The organism is uncultured Xylophilus sp. (genome assembly GCA_913776965.1).
Lineage (GTDB): Bacteria > Pseudomonadota > Gammaproteobacteria > Burkholderiales > Burkholderiaceae_C > Xylophilus.
Genome location: CAJYQL010000109.1, coordinates 1 through 11,995, shown reverse-complemented (window position 1 = coordinate 11,995; position 11,995 = coordinate 1). Strand labels below are relative to the sequence as shown.

General features: G+C 67.8%; 14 protein-coding genes and 1 pseudogene. 5 read left to right on the top strand and 10 right to left on the bottom strand.

What is annotated here, in order from left to right:
• Positions 1-108 precede the first annotated feature (108 nt).
• The 4 genes and pseudogenes from QZ500_RS15280 to QZ500_RS15265 all read right to left on the bottom strand — a co-directional run bounded on the left by QZ500_RS15280 (position 109) and on the right by QZ500_RS15265 (position 3,190).
• Positions 109-360 (bottom strand): hypothetical protein, encoded by a 252-nt coding sequence (locus QZ500_RS15280; protein ID WP_295856263.1) that lies wholly within the window; start codon positions 358-360, stop codon positions 109-111.
• Positions 361-655: 295 nt separating this feature from the next.
• Positions 656-1,873: pseudogene (locus tag QZ500_RS15275) on the bottom strand (methyl-accepting chemotaxis protein); the annotation flags it as partial.
• Between the two features lie 244 nt (positions 1,874-2,117).
• Positions 2,118-2,393 (bottom strand): MCP four helix bundle domain-containing protein, encoded by a 276-nt coding sequence (locus tag QZ500_RS15270; RefSeq protein WP_295856262.1) that lies wholly within the window; start codon positions 2,391-2,393, stop codon positions 2,118-2,120.
• A gap of 194 nt (positions 2,394-2,587) precedes the next feature.
• Complete coding sequence (locus QZ500_RS15265; protein ID WP_295856261.1) at positions 2,588-3,190, bottom strand: helix-turn-helix domain-containing protein; 603 nt, start codon at positions 3,188-3,190, stop codon at positions 2,588-2,590.
• A 117-nt stretch (positions 3,191-3,307) separates the two neighbouring features.
• On the opposite strand from QZ500_RS15265, the gene QZ500_RS15260 reads away from it, so the two are divergent.
• The 5 genes from QZ500_RS15260 to QZ500_RS15240 all read left to right on the top strand — a co-directional run bounded on the left by QZ500_RS15260 (position 3,308) and on the right by QZ500_RS15240 (position 8,172).
• On the top strand, positions 3,308-4,081 hold the full coding sequence (locus QZ500_RS15260; RefSeq protein ID WP_295856260.1) for an aldolase: 774 nt from the start codon (positions 3,308-3,310) through the stop codon (positions 4,079-4,081).
• A 51-nt stretch (positions 4,082-4,132) separates the two neighbouring features.
• On the top strand, positions 4,133-5,212 hold the full coding sequence (gene dctP / locus QZ500_RS15255; protein WP_295856259.1) for a TRAP transporter substrate-binding protein DctP: 1,080 nt from the start codon (positions 4,133-4,135) through the stop codon (positions 5,210-5,212).
• Positions 5,213-5,422: 210 nt separating this feature from the next.
• Positions 5,423-5,962: a TRAP transporter small permease subunit gene (locus QZ500_RS15250; protein WP_295856258.1), complete on the top strand. Its 540-nt coding sequence runs from the start codon at positions 5,423-5,425 to the stop codon at positions 5,960-5,962.
• 166 nt (positions 5,963-6,128) lie between these two features.
• Positions 6,129-7,634 carry a TRAP transporter large permease subunit gene (locus QZ500_RS15245; RefSeq protein ID WP_295856257.1) on the top strand — a complete coding sequence of 502 codons (1,506 nt, stop codon included), beginning with the start codon at positions 6,129-6,131 and terminating at the stop codon, positions 7,632-7,634.
• 13 nt (positions 7,635-7,647) lie between these two features.
• Positions 7,648-8,172 (top strand): hypothetical protein, encoded by a 525-nt coding sequence (locus QZ500_RS15240; RefSeq protein ID WP_295856256.1) that lies wholly within the window; start codon positions 7,648-7,650, stop codon positions 8,170-8,172.
• Between the two features lie 64 nt (positions 8,173-8,236).
• Here QZ500_RS15240 and QZ500_RS15235 read toward each other — a convergent pair whose 3' ends face one another.
• From QZ500_RS15235 to QZ500_RS15210, 6 genes are all read right to left on the bottom strand, one after another.
• Positions 8,237-8,791: an NAD(P)H-dependent oxidoreductase gene (locus tag QZ500_RS15235; protein ID WP_295856255.1), complete on the bottom strand. Its 555-nt coding sequence runs from the start codon at positions 8,789-8,791 to the stop codon at positions 8,237-8,239.
• Between the two features lie 116 nt (positions 8,792-8,907).
• Entirely contained in the window at positions 8,908-9,819 is a 912-nt protein-coding gene (epsC, locus tag QZ500_RS15230; RefSeq protein ID WP_295856254.1) for a serine O-acetyltransferase EpsC, read from the bottom strand.
• Positions 9,820-9,966: 147 nt separating this feature from the next.
• On the bottom strand, positions 9,967-10,173 hold the full coding sequence (locus QZ500_RS15225) for a hypothetical protein (RefSeq protein WP_295856253.1): 207 nt from the start codon (positions 10,171-10,173) through the stop codon (positions 9,967-9,969).
• A gap of 204 nt (positions 10,174-10,377) precedes the next feature.
• Positions 10,378-10,593, bottom strand: coding sequence for a molybdopterin-binding protein (locus QZ500_RS15220; protein WP_295856252.1), 216 nt, complete (start codon positions 10,591-10,593; stop codon positions 10,378-10,380).
• Positions 10,594-10,687: 94 nt separating this feature from the next.
• Complete coding sequence (locus QZ500_RS15215) at positions 10,688-11,515, bottom strand: ATP-binding cassette domain-containing protein (RefSeq protein ID WP_295856251.1); 828 nt, start codon at positions 11,513-11,515, stop codon at positions 10,688-10,690.
• 28 nt (positions 11,516-11,543) lie between these two features.
• On the bottom strand, positions 11,544-11,995 hold a 452-nt coding region (locus QZ500_RS15210; RefSeq protein ID WP_295856250.1), incomplete at its 5' end, for an ABC transporter permease subunit.

Below are 11,995 nucleotides of genomic sequence, written 5' to 3'. Positions count from 1 at the left end.
CGCGGAAGATAGCACTGGCGCCATCCAAACCGCCTGGGGACTTGCCCGAGGCCGCGACATGGCCCACCGCTGTCATGCGGTGACTCCGGCCTCACCGCCTTGCAAGATTCAAAGTCCTGCGCACGCCATCGGCCGAACGTCGACGTTCGATAACGTCGCGTTCGACGAACTCGTCAGGTACACCCGGTCGATACAGGTCGGACCCATGCTCATTCGCGTCCTCATGCAGGTCAGAGTGGACGTGGGCACCATACGGTCACAGACAAACCCTCGGGACGACAGCCGTTCCGAAGCCGTCTGCACCGTCATCTCCACCTGCACCGCGCGGTGAACCTCCTGCGCGAGCTGTTCGTTGGTCATGGTGTGGCATCCGACCAGAACTGTGACGATTGCGACGGTCCAACAGTTTCGCATTTCATGCCTTTCAGCCGCTGACATCAACGACGTTGCCAGGTTCGCCCGATCATCCTTCCGGGCTGCAGCCGTACCTGAACCCTGATGAATGCCGCAGCGCCGCCACGGTGTGCGCGAAGTCTTCAACGCCCTGCGCCGGCTGGTGCAAGCAAGTGCACCCTTGCACAGGGCCCGCATGACGCACCACCGTGGGAGGCGGTCCGACAGCAGCGCCGCCGATGGAGTCCGAGAAGAATCTCGATCAGAAACTTTCCCAATCCTGCTCTTTTGATGTCCCGTTCGCGGCGGTACCCGCAACGACCGCAGGGGGCAGCGTCTTCTTGGCCGATGAGCGTGCATTCGTCACCGCTGGCGGCCGCGAGACGATGGCGGATGCGCCCTTGGATACGGCTGCCGGCATCGGTGTGTGACCTCCGGCGACCGCAGCCGGACCACGCGCCAGTTTGAAGAAGGCCACCGCCTGCACCAATTGTTCGGCCTGGGTGCGCAGGCTCGACGCTGCTGCCGCCGACTCTTCCACCAGTGCCGCGTTCTGTTGCGTGGCCTGGTCCATCTGCGTCACAGCCTCACCGACCTGCGCCACGCCCTGGCTCTGTTCCCGACTGGCCGCACTGATTTCGCCCATGATGTCGGTGACGCGCCGGATGGACGCCACCACATCGGTCATCGTCGTGCCGGCCCGGTCCACCAGCGTGGTGCCCTGCTCGACACGCTGGACACTGGTGCCGATCAAGGACTTGATTTCCTTGGCAGCATCGGCACTGCGTCGCGCCAGGCTGCGCACCTCGGAGGCCACCACGGCGAAGCCCCGGCCCTGTTCACCGGCCCGCGCGGCCTCCACCGCCGCGTTGAGCGCGAGGATGTTGGTCTGAAAGGCAATGCCGTCGATCGTGCCGATGATGTCGGATATGCGGCGCGAACTCTCGTTGATGCCCTTCATGGTCTCGACCACCTGGCCGACGACGTCTCCGCCCTGCACTGCCACGTTCGAGGCGTTGGCCGCGAGCTGGTTGGCCTGCTGAGCGTTGTCGGCGTTCTGTCGTACGGTGGAACTGAGTTCCTCCATGGAAGCCGCCGTTTCCTGCAGCGCGGATGCCTGCTGCTCGGTACGCGACGACAGGTCGTTGTTGCCCTGCTCGATCTGGGCGCTCGCCGTGGCGACGCTTTCGGAGTTGCTACGCACGCCGGCCACGATCGAACTCAGCCGCTCTCGCATCGACTCCAGACCACGCAGCAACTGGCCGGTTTCGTCGCCGCTGCCCGAGGGCACTGCAACGGTGAGGTCTCCTGCTGCGATACCGTCCATCGCTTTCACGGCCTGGTGCAGAGGGCGCGTGATGAGTCGGGTGATCCAGAAGCCGAGAGTGGCTGCCGCGAGGCCCGCGACAAGCACCGCGACCGCCAACTCCATCTTGGTTCGGGAGAACTGGGACTGCGATTCCCGGTACGACAGGTCGGCGTGCGTATTGTTGAAGTCGTTGATCGCCCCGAGTTTCTCCGTCATCGCCACGAAGGCCATCTCGGAATCACCCAGGTCGCGACCCTTTGTGCAGGCGTCACCGACGCATCGTCCAGCTCCCTCACCATACGGCTCTGGCTCTGCAAGTGCTGGTCGCGAAGCGCACGGTATTCGTCATACAGACGCCGCTCTTCGCCATCCGTCACCAACGGTGCGTAAGTCTTCTCGACGGCTTCCAGGCGCTTCACACGGTCCTGCAACAGGGCCAGTTTGGTGGGCCGGGCGACGGCCTCCGCAGGCAGGAAGAGTCCGCCTCGGTGCGGCGCATTTGATTCGCTGCAATGCGCATTTCCGCGGCCGCCCGAACGCTGGGCATCCAGTTGGTTGCGATCTCTTCGCCCTGGCTGTAAATCTTCGACGCTTCCGTGAACGCGAGAGCGCCTAACAACAAGGTGATAGCTGTAAGTGCCGCGAAGCACGTGCCCAACTTCGATCCGATCTTCAGATTGGCAAATGTCATGGGATGGCTCCTGTCGAAATTCCGCAATGTGTGCAGTCCAAGCGTCTGCTAGCAGTCCGCACTCACGTCCATGTGTCAGATTGTTAATGATCTCATATGGCAGTTATCGATCATCAATTTTCCGACCCATCAGTTATGCGGATAGTGGCCACTGCGCAACTTCCCCCGACTGACGAACCCTAGATCACCGCGCCTCAGCGCGCAGACAGCACCAGCAGCGCCCGCGCCTGCGCCCGGCCGACCCGCGACAGGCTGTGGCTCAGATACCCCGGAAAGTGGATGCAGTCCCCCGCACGCAGCCGTTCGGTGCGGTCGGCGAACACCACGTCGATCGTGCCGGCGAGCACGTACAGCATCTCCTGCCCTTCGTGCTGGGCACGCACCGCGTCCCCATCGGTGCCGGGGTACACCACGAAGGCCTCGAACGAACTGACCGAGTGGCCGTGCAGCAGCGGCGCGAACTGGTGCTGCGCCGGCTCGTCAGCCAGGTAGCGCGGCGCCAGGTCGCTCTGGCGGGTGACCTTGATGTCGGCGCGGTCCAGCGTTTCGCCGACCAGGTGGCCGATGGTGGTGCCGAGCGCCGACGCCAGCTTGGCCATCACCGCGATCGACGGCGTCTTTAAGCCGCGCTCCAGCCGCGAGATGTGCGCCTTGTTCACGCCGATGGCGTCGCCCAGTTCCTCCACCGTCATCTGTTTCAGGCGGCGCAGCGCCTTCATCCGCGGCCCGAAGCTGGCGAAGGCGCCGTCGGCGTCGGGTGCGGTGAGCGGTGCGGGCGGCGGTGGCGTCTTCGGCATGGCGGTGCATGTTGACACAGGTCAACCTGTTGACCATACTGAGTCAACAGGTTGACCTTGCCGACCTTTCAACACCTGCGGTGCCCGCGCCGCCCACCCCCCCCGACAGGAGCCGCCATGCGCACCGACCAGGACATCAAGGACAGCGTCTTCCGCGACCTGCAGGCCAAGGCCTCGACCACCGCGTACAGCACGATGGAGCAGCTCACGCTCGCGTGTCGCATGCTCGCCACCGAAGGCCACTGGGCCAACGGGCTGGCCGGCCAGATCACCGCCCGCGGCGAACAGCCCGGCACCTACTACACGCTGAAGTTCGGCATCGGCGCCGACGAGGCCACGCCCGGCAGCTTCATCCTGACCGACGACGATCTGAAGCCGCTCGACGGCACCTCGCTGCCCAACCCGGCGACGCGCTTTCACCTGTGGGTGTACCGCGCGCATCCGACGGTGAACTGCATCGTGCACACCCATCCGCAGGCGGTGTCGGCGCTCGCGATGACCGGGCAGCCGCTGGCGATCGCCTGCATGGACGCGACGCCCTTCTACGAGAACTGCGGCCATTTGGAAGAGTGGCCGGGTCTGCCGATCGGCAACGACGAGGGCCGGATCATCTCGGCCGCGCTCGGCGACCGCAAGGCGCTGCTGCTGGCCCACCACGGCCTGCTGACCGCCGGCGCCACCGTGGCCGAGGCGGCGACGCTCGCGATCTGGATGGAGCAGGCCGCATCTGCCCAGTTGCGCGCCGCGGCCGCCGGCACGATCAAGCCGGTGCCGGGCGAGCTGGCCCGCGAGTCGCGCGACTTTCTGCTCAAGCCGCAGATCACCGACATGACCTTCCAGTACTTCGCCCGCCGCGCCCTGCGCACCGCGCCCGACTGCTTGGCCGCCTGATCGGCCGATCGCGCCGTCGCCCGCCCTTCCCACGCCCTCCGAAAGCCCGCCATGCACCGCCGCGCCCTGCTCTCCACCTCTGCCGCCCTGGCCGCCGTCGCCGCGCCGGCGATCGCCCAGACCTCGCCTGCGGTGCGCTGGCGCATGCCGTCGTCGGTCCCCAAGACGCTCGACACGGTGTTCGGCGGCGCAGTGGCGATCGCCGAGCATGTGCGCCGGCTGACCGACGGCCGCTTCACCATCACGCCGTTCGCCGCGGGCGAGCTGATGCCGCCGCTCGCGATCCTCGACGGCGTGCAGGGCCGCAGCGTGGAATGCGGCCACACGGCGGGCTTCTACTACGTCGGCAAGGAGCCGGCCCTCGCGTTCGACACCGGCATCCCGTTCGGCATGACGCCGCGCCAGCACAGCGCCTGGATGCTGCACGGCGGCGGCATGGACCTGATGCGCGGGCTGTACGACCGCTACGACGCGGTGCAGATCCCCTGCGGCAACACCGGCGCGCAGATGGGCGGCTGGTTCCGCAAGGAGATCAAGACCGCCGCCGATTTCAAGGGCCTGCGCATGCGGGTGCCGGGCCTGCTCGGCAAGGTGTATGCCAAGCTCGGCGCCACACCGCAGCAGCTGCCCGCGGCCGACGTGTACCCGGCGCTGGAAAAAGGCACGCTCGACGCGGTGGAGTTCGTCGGCCCCTACGACGACGAGAAGCTCGGCATCTCGAAGGTGGCGCGCTACTACTACGGCCCCGGCGTGATGGAGCTCGGCGCGTCGATCTGCTTCATCGCCAACAAGAAGGCCTGGGCCGAACTGCCGGAGGCCTACCGTGCCGCGCTGGAAGCGGCCTGCGCCCAGGCCGGTGCCGACATGCTCGCGAAGTACGACGCGAACAACGTGCCGGCGCTGAAACGCATCATCGGCGCCGGCGCGCGCCTGAGCTACTGGCCCAAGCCGGTGATGGATGCGCTGCACCAGGCGACGCGCGAGGTGCTGGAGGAAGAGGCGAAGACCAACCCGACGTTTGCCAACGTGTACGGCAAATGGCGCGCCTTCCTCGACGACCAGCTGCTCTGGCATTCGGTCAACGACGGGGCCGCCGAGCAGTACATGCTGGCCTCGCGCCGCAAGAGCTGACGGGCCTGCGCGCAGGCGCTGATCCGCGCGATCCATAGCGCCCTGCGGGGCGCTTTTTCATAGGGAAAACCCGGCGGCGGCGCGTCAGGTTCTTTTCAGCGCCGCCGCCGGGGCCGGCAGTACGATCCGCGGGCTTTACCGCTTGGCAGGCGGCGGGCGCTGCCCTACCCTGCCGCACCATCCGGTTGTCGACGACGAAAGGCCCACGACGTGTCCGCCCTCCTCAAATTCGCTTTGCTGGTCGACTGGGTCAGCACCCGGCTCGGCAAGATCGCCGCCTGGGCCGTGCTTGCAGCCGCGCTCATCTCCGCCGGCAACGCCTTCGTGCGCTACGGCCTGGACATCAGTTCCAACGGCTGGCTCGAGATCCAGTGGTACCTGTTCGCCGCGACCGTGATGCTCGGCGCGCCGGTGGTGCTGCAGTTGAACGAGCACGTACGGGTCGACATCGTCTACGGCAAGCTGAAGGGCAACGGCCCGGTCTACGTCGACCTGTTCGGCCTCACTTTCTTCCTGCTGCCGGTGATGGCGATGCTCGCCTGGTTCAGCTGGCCGCTCTTCATCCGCATGTACGAGACGAACGAGATGTCCGGTAACGCCGGCGGCCTGGTGCGCTGGCCCGCGATGCTGCTGCTGCCGCTCGGCTTCGCGCTGATGTTCCTGCAGGGCGTGGCCGAGATCATCAAGCGCGTCTGCTACCTGAAGGGCATCCACAAGATGGACACCCATTACGAGAAGCCCGTCCAGTAAGCCGCGCGTCAAAGGCAACGACCATGAAATTCCTCACATACCAAACGATGGGCACAGCGTTTTCTTCACCAGGACGCAGCCGGTCCGGCTTCGCCGGTCGGCCAGCGTCGCCCCCTGCAGGGGGGAGGCGGAAACGCGTAGCGTGGAGCCTGGGGGGGAGCCAGTGATGCAAATGGAAAATTTCGCCCCGTTCATGTTCGCGGGGCTCGTGCTGATCATGCTGATCGGCTTCCCTGTCGCGTTCTCGCTGGCCGCGCTCGGCCTGGCGTCGGGCTTTTTCGCGATCGAGATGGGCTGGTTCCCCGCCACCTTCATGGCAAACCTCCCGCTCAACATGTTCGGCATCCTGTCGAACGAGCTGCTGCTGGCGATCCCGTTCTTCACCTTCATGGGCGCGATCCTGGAGAAGTGCGGCCTCGCCGAGGACATGCTCGACTCGATGGGCCAGCTGTTCGGCCCGGTGCGCGGCGGCCTTGGCTACTCAGTGATCATCGTGGGCTTCATCCTCGGCGCCATCACCGGTACCGTGGCCGGCCAGGTGATCGCGATGGCGCTGATCTCGCTGCCGGTGATGATCCGCTACGGCTACAACATGCGCTACGCGACCGGCGTGCTGGCCGCCTCGGGCACGATCACCCAGCTGGTGCCGCCGTCGCTGGTGCTGATCGTGATGGCCGACCAGCTCGGCCGCTCGGTGGGCGACATGTACAAGGGCGCCTGGGGCCCGTCGATCCTGCAGGTGCTGATCTTCGCCGGCTACACCTTCATGCTGGGCGTGTTCAAGCCGCATCATGTTCCGGGCGTGCCGAAGGAGGCGCGCACGCTGCACGGCTGGGCGCTGTGGGGCAAGTGCCTGCGCGGCATCCTGCCGGCGGCGGTGCTGATCTTCGCGGTGCTCGGCTCGATGGGCGGCCTGCCCGGCATCGACACCGCCATCGCCACGCCGACCGAGGCCGGTGCGATGGGCGTGGTCGGCGCCCTGGTGCTGGCCGCGATGCACAAGCGCCTGACCCGGCCGCTGATCTGGGACGCGATGGTCGGCACGATGCGGCTGACCGCGATGGTTGTGTTCATCCTGATCGGCGCCCGCGTCTTCTCGATGGTGTTCCAGGGCGTGGACGGCGCGCTGTGGGTCGAGCACATGCTGTCGGGCCTGCCCGGCGGTCAGACCGGCTTCCTGATCGCGGTCAACATCTTCATCTTCTTCCTGGCGTTCTTCCTCGACTTCTTCGAGATCGCCTTCATCATCCTGCCGATGCTGGGCCCGGTGGCGGACAAGCTCGGCATCGACCTGGTGTGGTTCGGCGTGCTGCTGTGCGTGAACATGCAGACCAGCTTCATGCACCCGCCGTTCGGCTTCGCGCTGTTCTACCTGCGCGGGATCTCCGACACGCTGTTCAAGGAAAAGCGGATCGAGAAGCCGATCAAGTCCAGCGACATCTACCTCGGCTCGATCCCCTGGGTGCTGCTGCAGCTGCTGCTGGTCGCGATCGTCATCTTCGTGCCGCAGACGGTGACGATGTTCCTCGACAAGCCCGAACAGATCGACCTCGACAAGGTGAAGATCGAGATGCCTGCCAACGACCAGCCGGCCGAGGCCGAAGGCGGCTCTGCCGAGGACGAGCAGAAGCGCATCGAGGAAATGTTCAAGCAGAACAGCGGCGGCAAGTAAACGGAGCAGCACGATGGCCGTCCACGCGACCGACCCGACCGCGCCGCTCGGCCAGCATTTCGGCCCGCCTCCCTTCCGCTTCGCGCCCTCCGGCGGCGTGACGGTGGAAGGTCCGGCGTTCTCGACAGCGTTCCGCGCGCTGGCCACGCTGATCGTCGGCGGCTGCGCAGCCTGGGTGGTGCGGCTTTGGCTGCGCGGCGACCTCGTCGCCGGCAGCGGCCTGGTGTGGGTCGCGGCCGGCCTGGTGCTGATGGGCTGGACCTGGTGGTGCGTGATGACGAGCCGCACCCGGCTCGGCGCCGACGGGCTGCACCAGCGCTGGATCTGGGACAAGCAGATGCCGCTGCGCGAGCTGGCCTACTGCAAGCTGATCCGCGTACGCGGGCTGGAATGGCTGATCGCGCCGCGGCTCTATGCCCGCACTCTCACCGGCAAGTTCGCGGTGTTCTACGGCGCATCTCCTGCGCTGATCGCGGAGTTCGAGCGGCTGCGCGACGAGCTGTCCGCCTTCCGGCGCAGCGGCGGCGGTCTTTCCTGAGAAAATCGGGTCCCAGCGCCCGTCCCACCTGCGTCGACAGCTATCTTTTCAATAGCATTCGCCCTCAGCCGGCGTGGCGCTGCACCCAGCCGACGTAGGCATCCACCCAGCCCTGCAGGAACTTCTTCGAACCTTCGTTGCCGATGCTGCCGTCGGCGGCGAAGGTGTCGTCCTTCACCTGGATGAAGGCTTCCGGCTGGCCGAGCGTCGGCACGTCGAGGTAGGCCAGCACATTGCGCAGATGCTGCTGGGCCATCGCGGTGCCGGCCGCGCCGATGGATGCGCCGATCACGCCGGCCGGCTTCTTCGCCCAGCTGTTCTTGCCGTACGGCCGCGAGCCGTGGTCCAGTGCGTTCTTCAGCACGCCGGGGATCGACCGGTTGTATTCCGGCGTCACGAACAGCAGGCCCTGCGCCGCCTGGATCTCGGCGCGCAGCCGCAGCACGCTCGGCGCCTCGTGGCCGTCCTCGTCCTGGTTGTAGAGCGGCAGGTCGCCGATCTCCAGGTGCTCGAAGCTGAAGCCGGCGGGAAACAGCGGCTCCAGCGCGCGGGCGAGCTTGCGGTTGATCGAGTCCTTGCGGAGGCTGCCGACGACGACGGCGATGCGGTACGAGGCCATGGGAATCCTTGGATGGGAAATGACGGACGCGCCATTGTGCGAAGCGCCCTGCCCGTCCGCGTGACAAGCCGTGCGGCCCGGCGGCCGCGCGGCAGTCCGTCCTGCCTCGCGCTGTGTCAGCAGCGGGTGCTGCCGCCGCTGCGCGACACCGCCTGGGTCACATGTGCGCCCGGCGGCACGTCCTGCGTCAGCCAGACGTTGCCGCCGATGGTCGCGCCGCGGCCGAGCGTGACCCGGCCGAGGATGGTGGCGCCGGCATAGATCACCACGTCGTCCTCCACCACCGGATGGCGCGGCAGGCCCTTCTCGAGGTGGCCGTCGGTGTCGGCCGGGAAGCGCTTGGCGCCGAGCGTGACCGCCTGGTAGAGCCGCACCCGCTGGCCGATCACCGCCGTCTCGCCGATCACGACGCCGGTGCCGTGGTCGATAAAGAAGCCGGCACCGATCTGCGCGCCCGGGTGGATGTCGATGCCGGTCTGGCCGTGCGCCAGTTCGGCCACGATGCGTGCGAGCAGCGGCAGCTCCAGCCGGTAGAGCCGGTGCGCCAGGCGGTGGTGGATCATCGCCAGCACGCCGGGGTAGCAGAGCAGCACCTCGTCTACGCTGCGCGCTGCCGGGTCGCCGTGGTAGGCGGCCATCACGTCGCTGTCGAGCATGCGGCGGATCTCGGGCAGCGACGCGGCGAAGGCGTGCGCGGCCTGCTCGGCGCGGGCCTCGATGCCGTCGGGCTCCTGGCCCTGCTGGCGCGCCTGGTAGCGCAGTTCCAGTCGGATCTGCGCGAGCAGCGCATGCAGCGCGGTGTCGAGGGTGTGGCCGACGTAGAAGTTCTCGGCCTCTTGGCGCAGGTCGGTCGGCCCGAGCCGCATCGGGAACAGCGCGCCCTTGAGCGACTCGACCACCGCGGCCAGCGCATCGCGCGACGGAAATTCCCGGCCGCCGGGTTCGCGCGGACGGGCCTGGGCCGCGCGCCAGTCGCGCCGCGCGGCCTGCAGGAAATCGACGATCTGCTGGGTGTCAAAAACGACCACGGTGTGCTTTCGATAGGTTGTGCGTGGAATGGGCGACGGCCGGACGCCCGCCGCTTCCCCGGCGCGGCACGGCCGGGCCACAGCATCGCAAAAGCATAAAGGGCCCGCAGGCGGACTGGCATTCGCACCCGGGTGCGCCGCCGCGGGTCAGACCGCGAACGGCAGCGGCAGGGCGCGGGCCGGCGCGGACAGCCGCAGCCAGCGCCGGCGCCGCGGCAACCGGTGCGCCACGGCCAGCCCCCAGTCGGCCGCCGTCACCGACAGGAGCCGCATCAGCTGCGGGTCGGTGTGCGGCCGCAGCGGTGCGACGGGCGCCAAAGAGGACGAAGACAGGAGGGTGCGTGCGGTGGTCATGGCGCCACTGTAGGCAGCGCGACGCGAACGGGGAACGATGCGATCCGCAGGTGCTTACATGCCGGATGCATGACCGGCGCGGACGGCGTCGGAACATGCAGGCTCCTCCCCGCGCGGCTCGCAACCCGTCCCGCCGCCCGGTTGCTCAAAAAACGAAAGCCGCCCGACCTGCAGGTCGGACGGCCGGCAGACCTGCGCAGCAGGTCAGAGCTTGGCGATCGACACCTCGGTCGACTTCACCAGCGCCACGACGTCGGAGCCGACGGCGAGTTCGAGCTGGTCGACCGAGCGGGTGGTGATCACCGAAGTGACGATGCCCCACGGCGTCTCGACATCGATTTCCGAGACGACGTCGCCGCGGATGATCTCCTTGACCTTGCCCTTGAACTGGTTGCGGACGTTGATGGCTTGGATGGACATGGTGTACTCCTGGTTGAAAATTGCTATCGAAAAGTGAGCTGCCTGCGCAGGCAGCACCTGCGCAAAAGTCGAATTTTTTACGTAATTGAAGCCGTCAGATCGCCCAGCGCAGGCCCGACGCCGGCGGCCCGGGCCAGGCGGTCGCCGCGTCCCCTGCCGGCGCTTCGTCGCCGGGCTTCTGCAGCACTCGGTCGAGGATGCGTTTCTCCAGCGCGGCGAAGGCGGCTTCGCCGTGTGCGCGGGGCCGCGGCAGGTCGATGCGTTCGTCGAGGGCAATGCGGCCGTCCTCGATCAGCACCACCCGGTCGGCCAGCGCCACGGCTTCCTGCACGTCGTGGGTGACCAACAGCGCGGTGAAACGGTGGCGCTGCCACAGGCCCTCGATCAGCCGGTGCATCTCGATGCGGGTCAGCGCGTCCAGCGCGCCGAGCGGTTCGTCGAGCAGCAGCAGCCGCGGCTGGTGGACCAGCGCCCGCGCCAGCGCCACCCGCTGCCGCTGCCCGCCCGACAGCCGCGCCGGCCATTCGTGGCCGCGGTCGGCCAGGCCCACCTGCGCCAGCACCGCCTCGCCGCGGCTGCGCGCCTCGGGCGGCAGGCCGAGCACCACGTTGTCGATCACGCGGCGCCAGGTCAGCAGCCGCGCCTCCTGGAACATGATGCGGGTGTCGGGCTGCAGCCGGCCGTCGACCGCGCGGCCGTCGGCCTGCAGCGTGCCGGCCGACGGCGCCTCCAGCCCGGCCACCAGCCGCAGCAGTGTGCTCTTGCCGCAGCCGCTGCGGCCGACGATGGCGACGAATTCGCCGGGCGCCACGTCGAGCCGCGCCTCGCGCAGCACCTCGCGGCCGCCGTAGCGCTTGGTGAGGCGGCGGGCTTCCAGCCGCACGCCAGGGGATGCGGACGGCACCGGATCGGGATGGCTCATCGGAATGTCTCTCGAAGGGATGCAGGGGTCAGCGGGCCGGGCCGTAGCTCGGGTGCCAGCGCAGCCACCAGCGCTCCAGGCCGCGGGCGAACAGGTCGGCGAGCTTGCCGAGCAGCGCGTAGAGCAGGATGCCGACCAGCACGATGTCGGTCTGCAGGAACTCGCGGGCGTTCATCGTCAGGTAGCCGATGCCGGCCTGCGCCGAGACCGTCTCCGCCACGATCAGGATCACCCACATCAGCCCGAGCGAAAAGCGCAGCCCGACCAGGATCGACGACAGCGCGCCGGGCAGGATGACCTCGCGGTACAGCTGCCAGCGCGACAGGCCGTAGGTGCGGCCCATCTCGATCAGCTGCGGATCGACGTTGCGGATGCCGTGGAAGGTGTTCAGGTAGATCGGAAAGAACACCGACACCGCGATCAGGAACAGCTTGGCCGACTCGTCGATGCCGAACCACAGGATCACCAGCGGGATCATCG

What these genes read in the sequence shown, in the direction of transcription:
- QZ500_RS15280 (WP_295856263.1), bottom strand. Translation starts at nt 360, where the DNA reads ATGACCAACGAACAGCTCGCGCAGGAGGTTCACCGCGCGGTGCAGGTG.
- QZ500_RS15270 (WP_295856262.1), bottom strand. Translation starts at nt 2,393, where the DNA reads ATGACATTTGCCAATCTGAAGATCGGATCGAAGTTGGGCACGTGCTTC.
- QZ500_RS15265 (WP_295856261.1), bottom strand. Translation starts at nt 3,190, where the DNA reads ATGCCGAAGACGCCACCGCCGCCCGCACCGCTCACCGCACCCGACGCC.
- QZ500_RS15260 (WP_295856260.1), top strand. Translation starts at nt 3,308, where the DNA reads ATGCGCACCGACCAGGACATCAAGGACAGCGTCTTCCGCGACCTGCAG.
- dctP (WP_295856259.1), top strand. Translation starts at nt 4,133, where the DNA reads ATGCACCGCCGCGCCCTGCTCTCCACCTCTGCCGCCCTGGCCGCCGTC.
- QZ500_RS15245 (WP_295856257.1), top strand. Translation starts at nt 6,129, where the DNA reads ATGCAAATGGAAAATTTCGCCCCGTTCATGTTCGCGGGGCTCGTGCTG.
- QZ500_RS15240 (WP_295856256.1), top strand. Translation starts at nt 7,648, where the DNA reads ATGGCCGTCCACGCGACCGACCCGACCGCGCCGCTCGGCCAGCATTTC.
- QZ500_RS15235 (WP_295856255.1), bottom strand. Translation starts at nt 8,791, where the DNA reads ATGGCCTCGTACCGCATCGCCGTCGTCGTCGGCAGCCTCCGCAAGGAC.
- QZ500_RS15225 (WP_295856253.1), bottom strand. Translation starts at nt 10,173, where the DNA reads ATGACCACCGCACGCACCCTCCTGTCTTCGTCCTCTTTGGCGCCCGTC.
- QZ500_RS15220 (WP_295856252.1), bottom strand. Translation starts at nt 10,593, where the DNA reads ATGTCCATCCAAGCCATCAACGTCCGCAACCAGTTCAAGGGCAAGGTC.
- QZ500_RS15215 (WP_295856251.1), bottom strand. Translation starts at nt 11,515, where the DNA reads ATGAGCCATCCCGATCCGGTGCCGTCCGCATCCCCTGGCGTGCGGCTG.